Source organism: Caulobacter sp. GW821-FHT05F04, assembly GCF_059419665.1.
In genome coordinates this window covers 165,786-183,083 of record NZ_JBWKSF010000009.1, presented here as the reverse complement: position 1 = coordinate 183,083, position 17,298 = coordinate 165,786, and the positions used below count along the sequence as shown (strand labels likewise).

Here is a 17,298-nt window from a genome sequence, read left to right as displayed (position 1 = left end):
AAGCCTCGCGCTAACCCTTGCGCTTCAGCGCCACATACAGCGCCCCGTCACCGCCGTGCCGCTGATCGGCGGTCGAGACCCCGGCGATCATCTCCCGCACGGCCGGCCCCGCCAGCCACTCCGGCGTTCGCTGTTTCAGCACGCCGTGGCCGACCCTGCCCTTGCCGGTGATGACCAGCACCGCCCGGTGGCCGTCGTCATAGGCCCGTCGGATGAACCCCTCGAGCGTGGCCCTCGCCTGGTCCTGGTCGAGGCCATGCATGTCCAGGCGCGCGCCGATCGGGTCGTGCTCCTTGGCTATGCGGCGCTTGCGGTTGGGCTCGATGCGGTGGGCGGGGCCTTTCAGGGCCTTGGCCGGAGCGGGCTTGAGCTCCTCGGGACTGACGCGCAGCGGCGCGATCGAGGCCAGGTGCGTGGGCTGCTCCACCGGAATGGCCGTGTCGCTCTTCACCGGCCGGATCCGCGCCTTGGAGCGCATCTTCTCGGGTTTTTCCGGCGCGCGCGGCGTCACGGTCGAGGCGACGAGCTTCCAGAGGCGCTTATCGTCCTCGGGCCCGGGCGGCGGCTTCCTGACCATGTCAGCGCGGTACGAGCCGGTACAGGCGCAGGGCGTGGCGCACGCGCCCAGCCTCGGCCCCGGCGGCCGCGCCCGTGCCCATGTAGAGATCGGCGCGGACGTCGCCCTTGATCGCCCCGCCGGTGTCCAGCGTCACCACCAGGCGGCGATAGGCCGGGAAGGCGCCCGCCAGCTTCGGCGCGGCGGCGTCCAGCCAGTAGAGCTCGCCCATGGCGTGGCGGCTGGGATCGATGGCGATGGCCCGCCCCGGCGGCAACGGCACGCCGGCCGAGCCGACGGGTTCCTTGCCGTCATCGGGGAGCGTCTTGAAGAACACATAGCGCGGGTTCAGCTGCATGATCGCGTCGGCCTCGGGCCCGCGATGGTCGGCCAGCCAGGCGCGGATGGCGTCGCCGGAGGTGTTGTTGTCGGGCAAAAGGCCCTTGTCGCGCATGGCGTTGGCCACGCCCACGAACGGTCGGCCATTCGTGCCGGCGAACACGGCGCGCACCCGGCGGCCATCGGGCAGGACGAGCACCCCCGAGCCCTGGATCTGCAGGAAGAACAGCTCCTCCGGTCGCATCCACGCCAGGGGTCTGTCGGTCGGGGTCGCCTCGATCTCGGCGCGGTCCGGATAGGGTGCGAAGGTCGCGCCCTCGACGTGGCCGGTGATCTTCTTGCCGACGAAGCTGGGCTCGAACGCGCCCAGGTCCAGCACCACCAGATCGGCCGGCAGGCCGCGCACCGGGACGGTGAACTCGGCGTTGCGCGACATCCGCGCCTCATATTGGGGGGCGAAATAGGCGGTCAGCAGGCCCTCGTCGCCCCCTTCCTTCTGGCGAACCGGCTCGACCCGGAAATTGGCTTCCAGGAACGCCCGCGCGCCGGGCTCGTCCTGGACGGTGGCGTTGCGGGCCAGGCCGCAGACGCGGACCGTGGCCGGTGCCCTGGCGACGCCGCAGCCGGCGCGGAAGGCGTCGAGGGCCGCCACATGATCCTCTTCGGCCCAGCCGGCCAGGCTGGCGAAGGACAGCGCCGACGCGGGCGGGGTCGAAGGCGAGGGCGTGGCGCCGGTCGCCGGCGGCGAGACCGTCGGCCCGGTCGGGACGGGCGGCGCCGTCGTGCTGGCGCAGGCGCTCAGCAGCAGACCCGCCAGGGCCAGGGAGGCGAAGGCGGTCGGGGCGCGGCGGATCTTGGCCATTACGCCTCGGCGGCGGCGACGAAGGCCAGGCGCCAGTTGGGATTGGCGCTCTTGACCTCGCGCTCGAAGGTCCAGAGCTCGGCGGTGCGGCGGTCGTCGACACCTTCGCCACGCTCGTCCTTGGTGCGGGTGCGCACCTCGGCCAGGATCCGCACCACGGCCTTGGCCAGGTCGCCGACCACGTCGATCCGCTCGAGGTCCAGGCGCGGCGGGGCCATGAACTCGACCTTCTCGCTGCGGCCGGCGGTCTCGCGCGCGGCCATGGCCTGCTCGAAATTGGCCATGACGTCCGGGGCCAGCAGCGGCTTCAGCGTCTCGCGGTCGCCTTCGGCGTAGGCCTTGACGATCTGCTCATAGGCCGAGCGGGCGCCGGCCAGGAACTTGGTCGGGTCGAAGTCCGGTTGCCTCGACTTCAGGGCGGCCAGGCCTTCGGTGCGCAGGATCGGATGCGTATCGGCCGGCGCCGGGGCCGAGCCGGGCTGAGCCGTCACCACGTCCTCGGGCTGACGGCCCGTGCGGCGCCCCAGGGTGGCGTACAGCTGATACAGGACGACCGCGGCGACCGCGGCGAGGAACAGGATCTGGAGCACTTCAAGGTCCGGCAACGGGCTTTGGGCCCAGGATATCATCTCTATATAGGTGAGACGCGTTCTCCCGTCAGGCGCCCAGCGTTGCGCCGGACGGGCCCTCATGGTAGCAGCGCCCACCTTTCTTAGGCGTTTTAGACGCCGATTACGGATTTTATCCTAATGACCGACACCACCGCCCCCAATGGCGCCCCTGGGGCGACTTCGGACGACAACGCCGCCGCGCAATCGGGCATCCGTATCCTGGCCCAATTCGTCCGCGACTTCTCGTTCGAGAACCCGCTGGCGCCCGACAGCCTGCGGGCCGGCGCGGCCCAGCCCGCCATTGACATGGGCGTCGAGATGAACGCCCGCGGTCGCCCGGATGGCCTGTTCGAAGTCGATCTGAAGCTCTCGGCCCGCGCCACGCGCGAAGAGCAGGCGGTGTTCCACATCGAAGTCGTCTATGGCGGCCTGTTCCACATCGCCGGCGTCGCCGAGGAAGACCTGGAGCCGGTGCTGTTGATCGAATGCCCGCGCTTCCTGTTCCCGTACGCGCGTCGCCTGATCTCGGACGTCACCGCCGAAGGCGGCTTCCCGCCCTTCCTGATCGATCCGATCGACTTCGCCGGCGTCTACGCCGCGCGCAAGGCCCAGGCCGAAGCCGGCGGCGTGATGGGCAACGCCTAATCATCTGGGCGTAGGTAGTTTTGAGAAGGGCTCGGCTGAAAGGCCGGGCCCTTTTCATGTCAAAAACAGCTTGTCATCCCGGCCGCAGCGAAGCGGAGAGCCGGGACCCAGGGGCAGCCGCATTGCGCCGGCCCCTGGGTCCCGGACAGCGCTGCGCGCTTCCGGGATGACAAGGTTTTTATGTTTTACAGCATGTTACGGTTGCAGGCGGTAGCCGCCCATCTCGGTGATCAGGATCCTGGCCGCCGCCGGATCCGGCTCGATCTTCTGGCGCAGGCGGTAGACGTGGGTCTCCAGCGTGTGAGTGGTGACCCCGGCATTGTAGCCCCAGACCTCGGTCAGCAGCTCCTCGCGCGACACGGGCTTGGAGCCGGCGCGGTAGAGGTACTTGAGGATGTTGGTTTCCTTCTCGGTCAACCGCACCTTCTTCTGCTTCTCGTCGACCAGCAACTTGGCCGAGGGGCGGAATTCGTACGGACCGATGCGGAACAGCGCGTCTTCCGACGCTTCGTAGCTGCGCAGCTGGGCGCGGATTCGGGCCAGCAGAACGCCAAAGCGGAAGGGCTTGGTGACATAGTCGTTGGCCCCGGACTCCAGGCCCAGGATGGTGTCGCTGTCACTGACCGCTGCCGTCAGCATGATCACCGGGGCCGTGACCCCGTTCTTGCGCATCAGGCGGCAGGCCTCGCGACCGTCCATGTCGGGCAGGTCGACATCCAGCAGAATCAGGTCGGGCTTGACCTCGCGCGACATCTTCACGCCCTCGCCGGCCGTCGCGGCCTCGGCCACGGCGAATTCCTCGTGCAGGGCCAATTGCTCGGCCAGGGCGCCGCGCAGGTCCTCGTCGTCGTCGATCAGCAGAAGCGTCTTGCGTTGCGCCATGAGGCGGAACATGCACCGCTGCGGCCCTCGGGGACAACCCCGAGCGGGGCCTTAAGCTCAATAGCCGAAAGTGGTAGCGGGTTTCGGCGGCCATTGAGCGCCAAACGGGAATGTCTAGGAGACACCTTCGATGCTGTTTCGAGCCCATGCCGATGGCCGCTTCGAGTTGAACGGGCGCACCGTGCGCTGCGCGATCGGCAAGGCTGGCGCGATCGCCGCCGCCGACAAGCGCGAGGGCGACAACAAGAGCCCGGCCGGGACCTGGGTCATGCGCGAGGTCTGGTACCGGCCCGACGGCTATAAAGGCGGTCCGAAGACCGCCCTGCCCGTCCACGCCACCCGGCCCGACGACGGCTGGTGCGACTCCCCGGGCGATCCGAACTACAACCGCCCTGTCCTGCTGCCTTACCCGGCCAGCGCTGAACGGATGTGGCGTGACGACCACGTCTACGATTTGGTCGTTATCCTGGGCCACAATGACCGTCCGCCCGTGCCAGGCATGGGTTCGGCGATTTTCATGCACCTGGCCCGCGACGGCTATCCGGGCACCGAGGGCTGCGTGGCCCTGGCGCGACCGGACCTCGAGGCGGTGTTGGCGATCGCCAAGCCCGGCGACGCGGTCCAGATCGTGGCCGACTAACCGTAGTTGCGGCCGCCGAACAGCGCCGATCCCACCCGGACCGAGGTCGCGCCTTCGGCGATGGCGATCTCGAAGTCGTCGCTCATGCCCATCGACAGCTTCTCCACGCCGTTGCGCGCGGCGATGGTCCGCAAGGACGCGAAATAGGGCGCGGGATCGGCGCCGACAGGCGGGATGCACATCAGGCCCTCGATCGTCAGGCCGTAGGCCTCGCGGCAGGCGGCGAGGAAGGCGTCGGTCTCGGCGGGCGCGACGCCGGCCTTCTGGGCCTCCTCGCCGATATTGACCTGGACGTAGAGGCGCGGGGCCTTGCCCGCCCGCTGGATTTCCTCGGTCAGCACGCGGGCCAGCTTCTCGCGGTCGAGCGTCTCGATGACGTCGAAGAAGCCGACCGCCTCGCGGGCCTTGTTGGTCTGCAGCGGACCGATCAGGCGCAGCTCCAGGCCTTCGCGGCGCGGGCCCCAGCGATCCATGGCTTCCTGGACGCGGTTCTCGCCATAGACTTTCTGTCCCGCCTCCAGCACGGGCGCGATATGCTCCCAGGGCTGGGTCTTGGACACCGCCACCAGAGTCACCGAACCCGCCGGCCGGCCGGCGCGCCTCTCGGCGGCGGCGATGCGGTCCTGGATCCGAGCGAGGGCGTGGGACATTGGGGGTGGCCTTGGACGAGAACGTGAGCGAACTGGAAGTCCTGTCTAGTGCGGCCGCGGCCTTTCCGCCAAGGACCGTGCGCGGCCGGACCCTGCCCAGCCTGCTGTTCCTCACCGATCCGCAGCGCGTTCCCAACCCCGAGGCCGTCGCCGAACGCCTGCCGGCCGGCGCGGGCGTCGTCTACCGGGCGTTCGGCGCCGAGGACGCCATCGAGCGCGGACGCCGCCTGCGGGCCATCGCCACGGAACGCGGCCTGCTGCTGCTGGTCGGCGCCCATCCGGGCCTGGCCGAGGGCGTCCGCGCCGATGGCCTGCACATGCCGGAGCGGCTTTCGGCCGAGATCCCTCGCCTGCGGGCCGAGCACGCCCGCTGGCTGATCACCGTCGCGGCCCATGATCGCGGCGCGCTCCAGGCGGCCGAGCGCGCGGGCGCCGACGCCGTCGTCGTCTCGCCGATCTTTCCCAGCAACAGTCCGTCGGCCGGCGAACCGCTGGGCGCGGAGGGCTTGAAGGATCTCGTCGCGACGACGTCGCTGCCCGTCTATGCGCTGGGCGGGGTGCGTGCGCGCACGGTTTCGCGGCTGTTCGGCAGCGGGATTGTCGGGATCGCGGCCGTGGAGGCCCTCTCCGACCCTAGAACTTGAAAGCGGTCTCGAGGCGGACGCGCGGGGCCGGATCGGGCTGCTGAGCCTTGCGGGCGGCGAGCGCCGGGTTGGATTCACCCAGGCTCACGGCGCCGCCGACGCGGATCGACGGGGTCACCTTGAAATAGGCTCCGGCCTGGACGTCCTGCATTTCCATTTCACGGCTGGACGGTTGGTCGAGATCCAGCTTCAGACCCCAACGGCCCTTCTTGGCGTCCCAACGCAGGGTGCGTTTGTCATCCTGCGGATACTGGACGCCGGCGGCGGCGCTGGTGAAGTCGTTCTTGACCGAGAAATCGGGGGTGACGGCATGCGGCTTGGCCTGGGCGAACGCCATCGACGCCGACCCCGTCAGGATCAGCGCGGCGGTCCCCGCCAGAAAGAAACGCGTCGCGGTCATCACCACTCGCCGCCTATACTCAGTTGTCCCCACCCATCCCATGTAGGAACGAGCCCCTTACATTGCGATTAAAGGCTGGAGCAGAACGCGGTCAACCTCGCTTCGGTCGCACCCAGGGCCAAATTGGGCGATTCAATCGAGTCCTGTTGCCACGAGGTCACGCGATTCCTGTTTTGAGGCGGCGCAGCCATGCTATAGACCGGCTCCCGGCCGCGGGGGCGCGCCAGGGTGCGCGCGAGCGCCCGCGAAATATTGGAGCGAGGTACTATGGCGTTTGAGCGTGGGTCTGTGATGCGCGGCGTCGCCGCGGGCGTCCTGGCTCTGTCGATGCTAGGCGTGTCGGCCTGCAGTTCGACCCCCCCGAAGACCTTTTCGACCCAGACCCCCGACGAGCCGGGCTTCAATCCTTTCAAGCGTCTCGGCGGCGGTAACAAGGCCCCGACGTCGGAAGGCTCCATCGGCGTCAACGGCTATCTGTGGCGCGCCAGCCTCGACACCCTGGCCTTCATGCCGCTGGCTTCGGCCGACCCATACGGCGGCGTGATCATCACCGACTGGTACGTGAACCCGGAAACCCCGGCCGAGCGCTTCAAGGCCACGGTCTACATCCTGGACACCCGCCTGCGCGCCGACGGCCTGAACGTCACGGTGTTCAAGCAGTCCAAGGACATCAACGGCGCGTGGGTGGACGCTCCGGTCGCCGACCAGACCGCCACCGACCTCGAGAACGCGATCCTGACCCGCGCCCGTCAGCTTCGACTTTCGAACATCAAGGGCTAAGGCCCTTCCAAGGGTTCTCGTCGACGCGGCGAGGACCCTTGTGACACCCTATATTTCCTGCGCGCTCCAGCCGCGAAACCGCTTAATTTGTCGCGGACGCGCCTTTGGGGCGCGTTCCTGCATCCAAGACCCTGGTTTCCGATGGCCCGCTATAATCCCAAAGACACCGAGCCCAAGTGGCGTGAAGCCTGGGCGAAGGCCGACGTCTTCAAGACCGGCGAGATCAACGACGGCCGTCCGAAATACTACGTGCTCGAGATGTTCCCGTATCCGTCGGGCCGCATCCACATGGGCCACGTCCGCAACTACGCCATGGGCGACGTGGTGGCCCGCTACAAGCGCGCTCAGGGCTTCAACGTGCTGCACCCGATGGGCTGGGACGCCTTCGGCATGCCGGCCGAGAACGCGGCCATGGAACGCGGCGTCCACCCCAAGGGCTGGACCTACGACAACATCGCCGCCATGCGCGAGCAGCTGAAGTCGCTGGGCATTTCGGTCGACTGGTCGCGCGAGTTCGCCACCTGCGATCCGGAATATTACGGCAAGCAGCAGGCCTGGTTCCTGCGCCTGCTGAAGCGCGGCCTGGTCTATCGCAAGGAAGCCTCGGTCAACTGGGATCCGGTCGACATGACCGTCTTGGCCAACGAGCAGGTCATCGACGGCAAGGGCTGGCGGTCGGGCGCGACGGTGGAGAAGCGCAAGCTGACCCAGTGGTTCCTGCGCATCACCGACTATGCCGACGCCCTGATCGACGGCCTGAAGACCCTGGACCGCTGGCCCGACAAGGTTCGCCTAATGCAGGAGAACTGGATCGGCCGCTCCAAAGGCCTGCGCTTCAAGTTCCAGTTCGACGGCGAGGTCCCGGACGGCATGGCCGAGGGCCTGGAGGTTTACACCACTCGTCCAGACACGCTGTTCGGGGCCAGCTTCGTCGGCATCGCGCCCGAGCATCCGCTGGCCGAGCGCCTGGCCATCGAGAACCCCGAGGTCCAGCGGTTCATCGCCGACTGCCGCAAGGGCGGCACCTCGGAAGCCGAGATCGAGAGCGCCGAGAAGCTGGGCTACGACACCGGCCTGCGGGTCAAGCACCCGCTGGACCCGTCGATCACTCTGCCCGTCTGGATCGCCAACTTCATCCTGATGGACTATGGCGCCGGCGCGATCTTCGCCTGCCCGGCCCACGACCAGCGCGACCTGGACTTCGCTCGCAAGTACGGCCTGCCGGTCAAGCCCGTCGTCCTGCCGAACGGCGAGGATCCGGCGACCTTCCAGGTCGGCAAGGAGGCCTATGTCGGCCCCGGCAAGATCTTCAATTCGGAATTCCTGGACGGCATGGACGTCGAGACCGCCAAGGCTGAAGCGGTCGCCCGCATCGAGGCGGCCGGCCAGGGCCAGGGCGCGACCGTCTACCGCCTGCGCGACTGGGGCGTCTCGCGCCAGCGCTACTGGGGCTGCCCGATCCCGGTGGTTCACTGCCAGGCCTGTGGCGTCGTGCCCGTGCCGGAAGACCAGCTGCCGGTCGCCCTGCCCGAGGACGTCACCTTCGACAAGCCGGGCAACCCGCTGCTGCGCCACCCGACCTGGCGCCACACCACCTGTCCCTCGTGCGGCGGCAAGGCCGAGCGCGAGACCGACACGCTGGACACCTTCATCGACTCCAGCTGGTACTTCGCCCGCTTCGCCGACACCCACGCCGCCGAGCCGGTGGGCAAGGACGCGGCCGACCACTGGCTGCCAGTGGATCAGTATATTGGCGGCGTCGAGCACGCGATCCTGCACCTGCTCTACGCCCGCTTCATCACCCGCGCCCTGAAGGACGAGGGTCTGCTGTCGGTCGAAGAGCCGTTCGCGGGCCTGTTCACCCAAGGCATGGTCACCCACGAGGCCTATAAGAACGAGGCCGGCGAGTGGGTCGAGCCGTCGGACATCCGCATCACCGTCGAGGGCAATAACCGCTCGGCGGTCCACGCCACGACCGGCGCCCCGATCATCATCGGCGACGTCGAGAAGATGTCGAAGTCCAAGAAGAACGTCGTCGCCCCCGAGGACATCTTCGAGGCCTATGGCGTCGACAGCGCGCGCCTGTTCGTGATGAGCGACAGCCCGCCGGAACGCGATGTCCAGTGGACCAATTCGGGCGTCGAGGGCAGCTGGCGCTTCACCCACCGTCTGTGGAACGAGTTCGACAGCCAGCCGGCCGGCGACTTCGCTCACGACGACGGCGACGAAGCGGCGCTCACCCTACGCAAGGCGGCCCACAAGCTGATCGGCTTCGTCACCGACAGCATCGAGGGCTTCCGCTTCAACAGCGGCGTGGCGCGCCTGTACGAGTTCCTGAACGCCCTGAAGGCCGCTCCGGCTGAAGGCGCTTCGGACGCCGTCCTGGCGGCCCGCGCCGAGGCCCTGAACATCCTGGCCCGCCTGGTCGCGCCCTTCACGCCGCACCTGGCCGAAGAAGCCTGGGCCCGTATCGGCGGTGAAGGCATGGTCGTCGACGCGCCCTGGCCCAAGGCCGATCCGGCCCTGGCCGCGGACGACGAGCGCGTCCTGCCGATCCAGATCAACGGCAAGCGTCGCGGCGAGATCAAGGTCAAGGCTGGCGCGCCGGAAGACGAGGTCCAGAAAATCGCTCTGGCGGATCCCAACGTCCTGGCCCACCTTGAGGGCGTCACGGTCCGTAAGGTGATCGTGGTCAAGGACCGCATCGTCAACATCGTGGCCAACTGAGACCCCAAGGGACCTCTATGAAACGCACCCTGGCGGCTGGCGCTTTCGCGCTCTCGACCCTCGTCCTCTCGGCCTGCGCCGGCTTCACGCCGCTGTACGGCCGGCCGGGCGTCGAGGGCGGTCTCTCCAGCATCGAGACCGTCGCGGCCGAGGGCCGGGGCGGCTACCTGCTGCGCGAGCAGCTGGACGACGCCCTGGGCCACAAGCAGGGCGACGCCGCCGCCTACAAGCTCTATTTCTCGGTCAAGGAGTTCCGCTTCGCCCGGGGCGTGCGTCTCGACAACGTCGCCAACCGTTACGAACTGCGGATGACCGTCGGCTGGCGCCTGATGGACGCCAAGACCGGCAAGGAAGCCACCAACGGCAACACCGAGGTGTCGGTGACCTACGACTCCGCCGACCAGCCCTATGCGGCCATCGCGGCCCAGAACGACGGCCAGGAGCGGGCAGCGACCGAAGCGGCCCGCAAGATCCAGCTGGATCTCGCCACCTGGCTGGCGGCGGGCAAGAAGAAGCCGGCTTAAGGGCCGCGACCGATGATCCTCTCCAAGCGTCCGGACGTCGAACGCTTCCTGCGGGAGCCGACCCCGGACATCCGGGCCGTGGTCATCTACGGCAAGGATCGAGGCGTGGTGCGTGATCGCGCCAACGCCCTGGCCAAGCGCGTGGTCGCGCGGCCGGACGACCCCTTCGACACCGCCATGCTCACCGACGGCGATCTGGACGCCGATCCGGCCAAGCTGGAGGACGAGCTGTCGGCCATGTCGCTGATGGGCGGCCGGCGTCTGGTGCGCCTGCGCATAGCCGGCGAGAAGGCCGGACCCGACAAGCAGGCCGCCGAAGCCCTGACCCGCCACGTCGAGGGCCAGCTCAATCCCGACGCCTTCTTCCTGGTCGAGGCCGGGGCGCTGGGTCGCGACTCCCAGCTGCGCAAGGTCGGCGAAAAAGCCAATGGCTGCGCCGTCATCCCCTGCTACGAGGACGAGGCCGGCGACCTGGCCCGCCTGACCCGCGACACCCTGGCCAACGACAAGGTCGGGCTGAACAGCGAGGCCCTGGACCTCTTCGTCTCGCGTCTGCCCAAGGAGCGCGGCGTGGCCCGCGCCGAGATCGAACGGCTGGCCCTCTATCTCGGCCCCAATAGCGGCGTCACCGCCACCGCCGCCGACCTGACCGATTTCCTGGGCGTCGAGCCCGAGGCCTCGCTCAGCGACGCCGCCGCCGACGCCTTCGGCGGCAAGGCCGGTCCTGCCCAGCAGGCCCTGCGCCGCGCCGCCGCCGAGGGCGAAGGCGGTCCGGCCGCTGTCCGGGCCATGAGCTACTATCTGGGCCGTCTGCGCCGCGTGCTGACCCTGCACAAGAACGGCGTCGACCTGCAGGCCGCCGCCAAGGCCTCGGGCGTCTTCTGGAAACAGGAGCGTGAGTTCCTGCGCCAGGCCCGCGCCTGGAACCTGGAGGCCATCCTGGAGATCCAGGGCGAGGTTCTCAACGCCGACCGCGCCTGCAAGACGTCTGGCTCGCCCGATCAACTGATCTCCGAGCGCCTGGCGCTGATGATCGCGGGTCGCGCGCGGCGCTTGGGCCTCTAAGCCCGAAAGCGCCGCAAAACAGGCCCTTTGCGCGCCTGTGGACGTTTCTTAAGAAAGCCTTTTGACAGAAGGGTTTGCGGTAGAAATCGCTGTGAACCGATCTCCTCTCACGAAAACGGCGCCTCCGCGGGTACGGAAAGGCGCCGTTCGGTGCGCGACAGGGGCGATTTTAGATGGGCCTAAAATCCGCTCATCCACACACTTTTAGGTGCGACTGATCAGATCCCGCGCGTCAGGCGGTTGCAGAGATCGTCGAGCTGCTCGAGCGTCGCGTAGGTGATGGTCAGGGCGCCTCCCGCCCCGCGATGGTCGATCGAGACATCGAGGCCGAGCACCGATGAGAGGTCCGCCTCGAGCGCCTGGGTGTCGGTGTCCTTCACGCGCGGCGGACGGCCGCCCTTGTTCTTCGACGGCGTGGCGGTCGGCGCCTTACGCGCCAGGGCTTCGGTCTCGCGAACCGATAGGCCGCCGTCGATGATCTGCTTGGCCAGGGCCACGGGGTCGGCCGCCGCGGCGATGGCGCGGGCATGACCGGCCGAAAGCTCGCCGCTGACCAGGTAGGACTGCACTTCGTCCGGTAGGGCCAGCAGGCGCATCGTGTTGGCGACGTGGCTGCGGCTCTTGCCGATGGTCTGGGCGATGGCCTCCTGGGTGCGCTCGAACTTCTCCATCAGCACCTTGTAGGAGAGCGCCTCCTCCAGCACGTTCAGGTCGGCGCGCTGAACATTCTCGATGATGCCGATTTCCAGCACCGCCAGGTCGTCCAGCTCGCGCACCATGATCGGCACGGTGCGCAGGCCGGCGCGCTGAGCCGCGCGCCAACGGCGCTCGCCGGCGACGATTTGATATTCTCCGGGCGCGCCGGGCGCCGGGCGGACCAGGATCGGCTGCAGGACGCCCTTCTCGCGGATCGAGTTGGACAGTTCCTCCAGGTCTTCCTCGCGGAAAGTGCGGCGCGGCTGGTCGGGATTGCGCTTCAGAATCTCGATCGGCGCTTCGCGCGAGCCGGGAGCGTTATCGCCCGGCGCCTGGGCCGGCGCGTTCTCGACCTCGCCCAGCAGGGCGGAAAGCCCCCGCCCCAGACCACGACGCCCTTCGGAACCACTCGCCTCAGCCACCACTGACTCCATCTTCTTCTCGTTCTAGTTCGGATCAATATTCGAAAAAGGCTTAGGCAGCCTGGACCTGGCGGTCGCGCTCGCGGCTGATCACCTCTCGGGCCAGCTTCAAGTAGGCCTGGCTGCCGGCGCATTTCAGGTCATACAACAGCACGGGCTTACCGAATGACGGCGCCTCCGAGACCCGGACGTTACGCGGGATGACCGCGTCATAGACCTTGTCGCCGAAATAGTCGCGGACGTCGCGCGCCACCTGCTCGGACAAGCTGTTGCGGCGGTCGTACATGGTCAGCACCACGCCCTGGATCTCCAGGCGCGGATTGAGGCTGCCCCGGATGCGCTCGATGGTCCGCATCAGCTGGGTCAGGCCCTCCAGCGCGAAGAACTCGCACTGCAGCGGCACGAACACCGCGTCGGCGGCGGTCATGGCGTTAACGGTCAGCACGTTCAGCGACGGCGGGCAGTCGATCAGCACATAGGTGTAGGGCCCGTTGGCGCGGACCGTCTCCAACGCGTCGCGCAGACGGTACGACCGTCGGGCGGTCTGACCCAGTTCGATCTCGATGCCCGACAGGTCGGCGTCGGCCGGTATGACGTCCAGGCCAGGCAGCTCGGTCTTCACCGCGGCGTCGATCACCGGCGACTCGCCCATCAGCACGTCATAGAGCGTGGTCCGGCGCTGGATGCGGGTGATGCCCAGGCCCGTCGAGCAGTTGCCCTGCGGATCGGCGTCGATCAGCAGCACGCGCTCGCCGCAAGCCGCGAGGGCGGTGCCCAGGTTGATAGCCGTCGTGGTCTTGCCGACGCCGCCCTTCTGGTTGGCGATGGCGAAGACGCGGAGAGGATTAGCGGGCACGGGAAAGCCTCTTCACTTGAACGATGCGGCCGCGAGGGTCGCTTTGACTGGGGAGCAGCTCGCTGGCGAACGACCAGGCCTTGCGGGCCTCCGTCAGCTCGGTCGCGACATCCTGACCCTTGAGGAACAGACCGGTCGCGCCGCGATAGAGATAGGGCTCGGCGAAGCCCAGCAGCCTGGTCATCGGCGCGCAGGCGCGGGCAGTGACCACATCGACTTTCAGCTTCAGCTCTTCGGCCCGGACATTGTGGATCTCGACGGGCAGATCCAGCGCCTTGGCCGCGACCTCGAGGAAGCGGCAACGCTTGGCCATGCTCTCCACCAGATGGACCTTGGCCCCATCCTGGCCCTTTAGCAGTATGGCCAGCACGACCCCGGGCAGACCGGCGCCGGCTCCGAGGTCGGCCCAGGTCCGCGCCCCCGGCGCCAGGGCCAACAGCTGCGAGCTGTCCAGCGCATGGCGGGTCCAGTAGGTGGCGATGGTCAACGGCCCGACAAGGTTCATGACCGCGTTCCATTCCGCCAGCAGGTTCTGGAAGCGCGTCAGATCGGCCATCTGGGCGTCGGACACGCCGGTAAGGGCTTGGTAACCAGCCGCGTCCAGCACCGGAGGTTCAGCAATCATGGCTTCAGGCTGCACGGCTGCGCCTCACATGGGCTAGCAGCGCGGTCAACGCGCCGGGAGTGACGCCCTCGATGCGGGCCGCCTGGCCCAGGGTCAGCGGACGCACGCGGGTCAGCTTTTCGCGGACCTCGTTCGACAGGCTGCCGATGTCGGCATAGTCCAGATCGGCGGGCAGGCGCAGATCCTCGTCCTTGCGCAGCGACTCGGCGTCGGCGCGCTGGCGGTCGAGATAGCCGGCATAGGCGGCCTCGATCTCGATCTGCTCGCGGACGTCGGTGTTCCACGTGAAAACCTCCGGCCATACGGCGCCGAGGTCGTCCAGCGTCACCTCCGGATAGGCCAGCATGGCGAACAGGTCGCGGCGCACCCCGTCGCTATTGACCTTGAAGCCGGCCTTCACGGCTTCGTTCGGCGTCAGGCTGACCGAGCGGGCAAAGGCTCGGGCCGTTTCAAGACGCGCCTTCTTCTCGCCCCAGGCGGCGGCGCGGCGCTCACCGACCACGCCCAGCGCGATCCCGCGATCGGTCAGGCGCTGGTCGGCGTTGTCGGCGCGCAAGGTCAGACGGAACTCCGCCCGGCTGGTGAACATCCGATACGGCTCGGTGACGCCCCGGGTGACCAGGTCGTCGATCATCACGCCGATATAGGCCTCGTCGCGCGCGAAGACGGCCGGCTCCCTGCCCTGTACGGCCAGGGCCGCGTTCAGGCCTGCGACCAAGCCCTGGGCCCCCGCCTCTTCATAGCCGGTGGTGCCGTTGATCTGGCCGGCCAGGTAGAGACCCGGCAAGCGCTTGGTCTCCAGCGTGGCGTACAGCTCGCGCGGATCGACATAGTCATACTCAATCGCATAGCCGTAACGCTTGACCTCCACGGCCTCCAGGCCGGGGATGGTGCGCAGGAACAGCAGTTGGGTCTCTTCCGAGACCGAGGTCGAGATACCGTTCGGATAGACCGTGGTGTCGTCCAGGCCTTCCGGCTCGAGGAACACCTGGTGGCTGGTCTTGTCGGCGAAGCGGACGACCTTATCCTCGATCGACGGGCAATAGCGCGGGCCGATCCCGGTGGCGCGACCGCCATAGACCAGCGACTCGCTCAGTCGGTCGGCGATGATCTGGTGGGTCTCGGCGGTCGTGAAGGTGATGCCACAGGCGATCTGCGGGGTCTCGATCCGATCGTTCAGGAACGAGAATGGCACGGGTTCGTCGTCGCCGGGCTGCATCTCCAGGCGATCCCAGGCGATGGTCGAACCGTCCAGGCGCGCGGGCGTGCCGGTCTTCAAGCGACCCATCTGGAAGCCCAGCCCATAAAGTCGATCCGACAGGCCGATCGCCGGTTGGTCGCCGACGCGGCCGGCCGGGATGCGGGTTTCACCCAGATGAATGACGCCCTTCAGAAAGGTGCCAGTGGTCAGGATGACCCGCGGGGCGCGGTATGACCGCCCTTCCCCGTCGATCGCGCCAGCGACCTTACCCTCCTCGACGATCAGGTCCTCGGCGGCGGCGGCGATGATGTCGAGGTTTTTCGTGGCGGCCAGTTCCGCCTGCATCGCTTCGCGATAGAGCTTGCGGTCGATCTGGGCGCGCGGACCGCGAACGGCCGGCCCCTTGGAACGGTTCAGCATCCTGAACTGGATGCCGCCCTTGTCGGCCATGCGGCCCATGACGCCGTCCAGGGCGTCGATCTCACGCACGAGATGCCCCTTGCCCAAGCCCCCGATAGCCGGGTTGCAGGACATCTCGCCGATGGTTTCCAGCTTGTGGGTCAGCAGCAGGGTGCGCGCGCCGGCGCGCGCCGAGGCGGCCGCCGCCTCGCAGCCGGCGTGACCGCCGCCGATGACAATGACATCCCAGGTGTTGGACAACGGACTCGCCTCAATGCGAACGCCCCCGGGATACTGCGGGGGCGTTGGACTCGATCTATACGCCAATCAGGCGAGGCGGTCGATGTGACTCAGCGGCGTTCCACGTGAAACACCCCCGCCCCAGCTGTGAGCGCGCTGTGGATAATATAGGGGATGTTTCACGTGGAACATCATTTGCCGATGCAGAAGGTCGAAAAGACGCGACCGAGCACGTCCTCCGGATCGACGCGCCCCGTGATCTTCTCCAGCGCGCGGGCGGCAAGCCGCACGTCTTCAGCGGCCAGTTCGACCTCCAGACCGACTTCGGACAGAGCCCTGAGGAGATGGTCTTGGGCCTCCCTGAGACGTTCCGCGTGACGCAAGCGGGTGGCGGCGGGGAACTCGGCGCCGGAAAGGGCCTCGGCGACGTGCGCGGATAGCGCCTCTCGAACTTCGCTCACCGCGGCCGCCGAGCGCGCGGACAGACGAACGACTCTCAGCCCCTCCCCCGCCCAGCGCGCGGCCGCCTCATCGAGCGCCGAACCCTGGGCGATATCGGCCTTGTTCAATATCAGCCAGTCCCCAGGCCGAACCGCCTCTTGAAGCTTCACCGTATGTTTCACGTGAAACCCATCGACGACCCAAAGCCTTAGGTCAGCTTCTTCAGCCCAGGCTCGCGCGCGGCGGACGCCCTCAGCTTCGATGGCGTCGCTCGTCTCGCGAAGACCTGCCGTGTCGGCGACCAGAACCTTGTAGCCGGCGAGAACCAGAGGAACCTCGATGACGTCCCGGGTCGTACCCGGTGTGTCCGTCACGATCGCCGCTTCTCGCTCGACAAGCCCGTTCAGCAATGTGCTCTTCCCGGCGTTCGGCGCGCCGACCAGCGCGATGCGGAAGCCGTCTCGCACCCGCCGCCCACGGGAGACATCGGCCAGCGCTGTGTCGAGCTCGGCGCTGAGGGTGCGCAGTCCCGGGCGCGCACGTTCAGCCACCGCTTCCGGCAAATCCTCATCCGGGAAGTCGACGGCCGCTTCCAGCATGGCCAGAGACTGGATCAGTAAATCACGCCAGCGGTCATAGCGCTGACCCAGCGCCCCGCCGACCTGGCCGAGCGCCTGCTTGCGCTGAGCCTCGGTTTCGGCGTCGATCAGGTCAGCGACGCCCTCGGCCTGGGTCAAATCGAGCTTGCCATTCTCGAAAGCCCGACGAGTGAACTCCCCGGGCTCAGCCAGGCGCAGACCCAGGTCCGATAGCGCCGACAGCAGCGCCTCGACCACGGCGCGACCGCCGTGCACGTGAAACTCGGCGCTGTCCTCACCGGTATAGCTGGCCGGTCCCTCGAAGCGCAGGACGAGAGCCTCGTCCAGATCCACCCCACCGTGACGCAGGGTACGCAGCGCCGCCATCCGCGCCTTGGGCGGGTGGCCGGTCAACGCCTCGACCACCGACAAGGTCGCGGGACCCGAGACCCGCACGACGGCCACGGCCGCGCGTCCCGCCGCGGTGGCGGGCGCGAAAATCGTATCCGTCATGG

At 68.1% G+C, this 17,298-nt stretch carries 18 protein-coding genes and 1 pseudogene; 8 read left to right on the top strand and 11 right to left on the bottom strand.

All coding sequences use genetic code 11. From position 1 onward, the window contains the following. Positions 1-10: 10 nt before the first annotated feature. The 3 genes from AC07R7_RS21800 to timA are packed head-to-tail and all read right to left on the bottom strand — an operon-like array spanning position 11 to position 2,362. Positions 11-577 (bottom strand): Smr/MutS family protein, encoded by a 567-nt coding sequence (locus AC07R7_RS21800; RefSeq protein WP_492839142.1) that lies wholly within the window; start codon positions 575-577, stop codon positions 11-13. A 1-nt stretch (position 578) separates the two neighbouring features. Next, on the bottom strand, positions 579-1,757 hold the full coding sequence (gene mltA, locus AC07R7_RS21795) for a murein transglycosylase A (RefSeq protein ID WP_494636565.1): 1,179 nt from the start codon (positions 1,755-1,757) through the stop codon (positions 579-581). Further along, complete coding sequence (gene timA, locus AC07R7_RS21790; protein WP_494636564.1) at positions 1,757-2,362, bottom strand: TIM44-related membrane protein TimA; 606 nt, start codon at positions 2,360-2,362, stop codon at positions 1,757-1,759. The genes mltA and timA overlap by 1 nt, the downstream gene beginning before the upstream one ends. Positions 2,363-2,506: 144 nt before the next feature. On the opposite strand from timA, the gene secB reads away from it, so the two are divergent. Together secB and AC07R7_RS21780 are read left to right on the top strand one after the other, a co-directional pair. Beyond that, positions 2,507-3,013 carry a protein-export chaperone SecB gene (gene secB / locus AC07R7_RS21785; protein ID WP_492887305.1) on the top strand — a complete coding sequence of 169 codons (507 nt, stop codon included), beginning with the start codon at positions 2,507-2,509 and terminating at the stop codon, positions 3,011-3,013. Positions 3,014-3,069: 56 nt separating this feature from the next. After that, a pseudogene (locus AC07R7_RS21780) lies at positions 3,070-3,193 on the top strand (hypothetical protein); the annotation flags it as partial. A gap of 15 nt (positions 3,194-3,208) precedes the next feature. Here AC07R7_RS21780 and AC07R7_RS21775 read toward each other — a convergent pair. Next, positions 3,209-3,895 carry a response regulator transcription factor gene (locus AC07R7_RS21775; RefSeq protein WP_492839141.1) on the bottom strand — a complete coding sequence of 229 codons (687 nt, stop codon included), beginning with the start codon at positions 3,893-3,895 and terminating at the stop codon, positions 3,209-3,211. Between the two features lie 130 nt (positions 3,896-4,025). On the opposite strand from AC07R7_RS21775, the gene AC07R7_RS21770 reads away from it, so the two are divergent. Further along, positions 4,026-4,535 carry a L,D-transpeptidase family protein gene (locus AC07R7_RS21770; RefSeq protein WP_494636563.1) on the top strand — a complete coding sequence of 170 codons (510 nt, stop codon included), beginning with the start codon at positions 4,026-4,028 and terminating at the stop codon, positions 4,533-4,535. Here AC07R7_RS21770 and AC07R7_RS21765 read toward each other — a convergent pair. Next, positions 4,532-5,185, bottom strand: coding sequence for a YggS family pyridoxal phosphate-dependent enzyme (locus tag AC07R7_RS21765; RefSeq protein ID WP_494636562.1), 654 nt, complete (start codon positions 5,183-5,185; stop codon positions 4,532-4,534). The two genes, AC07R7_RS21770 and AC07R7_RS21765, sit on opposite strands and share 4 nt — an antisense overlap. Before the next feature lie 5 nt (positions 5,186-5,190). Here AC07R7_RS21765 and AC07R7_RS21760 point away from each other — a divergent pair, with 5 nt between their 5' ends. Further along, positions 5,191-5,829, top strand: a complete 639-nt coding sequence (locus AC07R7_RS21760; protein WP_492887308.1) for a thiamine phosphate synthase — start codon at positions 5,191-5,193, stop codon at positions 5,827-5,829. Here AC07R7_RS21760 and AC07R7_RS21755 read toward each other — a convergent pair. Then, positions 5,819-6,229 (bottom strand): NtrZ family periplasmic regulatory protein, encoded by a 411-nt coding sequence (locus tag AC07R7_RS21755; protein ID WP_199743570.1) that lies wholly within the window; start codon positions 6,227-6,229, stop codon positions 5,819-5,821. The genes AC07R7_RS21760 and AC07R7_RS21755 overlap by 11 nt on opposite strands. Before the next feature lie 252 nt (positions 6,230-6,481). On the opposite strand from AC07R7_RS21755, the gene AC07R7_RS21750 reads away from it, so the two are divergent. From AC07R7_RS21750 to holA, 4 genes are all read left to right on the top strand, one after another. Beyond that, positions 6,482-7,009, top strand: a complete 528-nt coding sequence (locus AC07R7_RS21750) for a DUF3576 domain-containing protein (RefSeq protein ID WP_492887309.1) — start codon at positions 6,482-6,484, stop codon at positions 7,007-7,009. A 141-nt stretch (positions 7,010-7,150) separates the two neighbouring features. Beyond that, complete coding sequence (leuS, locus tag AC07R7_RS21745) at positions 7,151-9,736, top strand: leucine--tRNA ligase (RefSeq protein ID WP_494636561.1); 2,586 nt, start codon at positions 7,151-7,153, stop codon at positions 9,734-9,736. Between the two features lie 17 nt (positions 9,737-9,753). Continuing rightward, positions 9,754-10,260, top strand: a complete 507-nt coding sequence (gene lptE / locus AC07R7_RS21740) for an LPS assembly lipoprotein LptE (RefSeq protein WP_492838973.1) — start codon at positions 9,754-9,756, stop codon at positions 10,258-10,260. A 12-nt stretch (positions 10,261-10,272) separates the two neighbouring features. Next, positions 10,273-11,325, top strand: coding sequence for a DNA polymerase III subunit delta (holA, locus tag AC07R7_RS21735; RefSeq protein ID WP_494636560.1), 1,053 nt, complete (start codon positions 10,273-10,275; stop codon positions 11,323-11,325). A gap of 218 nt (positions 11,326-11,543) precedes the next feature. Here the strand turns inward: holA and AC07R7_RS21730 are convergent, their stop codons facing one another. From AC07R7_RS21730 to mnmE, 5 genes are all read right to left on the bottom strand, one after another. Continuing rightward, on the bottom strand, positions 11,544-12,455 hold the full coding sequence (locus AC07R7_RS21730; RefSeq protein ID WP_492887313.1) for a ParB/RepB/Spo0J family partition protein: 912 nt from the start codon (positions 12,453-12,455) through the stop codon (positions 11,544-11,546). A gap of 40 nt (positions 12,456-12,495) precedes the next feature. After that, positions 12,496-13,299: a ParA family protein gene (locus tag AC07R7_RS21725; protein WP_492887314.1), complete on the bottom strand. Its 804-nt coding sequence runs from the start codon at positions 13,297-13,299 to the stop codon at positions 12,496-12,498. Further along, the gene (rsmG, locus tag AC07R7_RS21720) at positions 13,289-13,924 is read right to left on the bottom strand and encodes a 16S rRNA (guanine(527)-N(7))-methyltransferase RsmG (protein WP_494636559.1); all 636 of its coding nucleotides are present in this window, start codon (positions 13,922-13,924) and stop codon (positions 13,289-13,291) included. Before rsmG ends, AC07R7_RS21725 begins: the two co-directional genes overlap by 11 nt. 4 nt (positions 13,925-13,928) lie before the next feature. Continuing rightward, the gene (mnmG, locus tag AC07R7_RS21715) at positions 13,929-15,785 is read right to left on the bottom strand and encodes a tRNA uridine-5-carboxymethylaminomethyl(34) synthesis enzyme MnmG (protein ID WP_492887316.1); all 1,857 of its coding nucleotides are present in this window, start codon (positions 15,783-15,785) and stop codon (positions 13,929-13,931) included. A 170-nt stretch (positions 15,786-15,955) separates the two neighbouring features. Further along, entirely contained in the window at positions 15,956-17,296 is a 1,341-nt protein-coding gene (gene mnmE / locus AC07R7_RS21710; protein WP_494636558.1) for a tRNA uridine-5-carboxymethylaminomethyl(34) synthesis GTPase MnmE, read from the bottom strand. Positions 17,297-17,298: the final 2 nt, after the last annotated feature.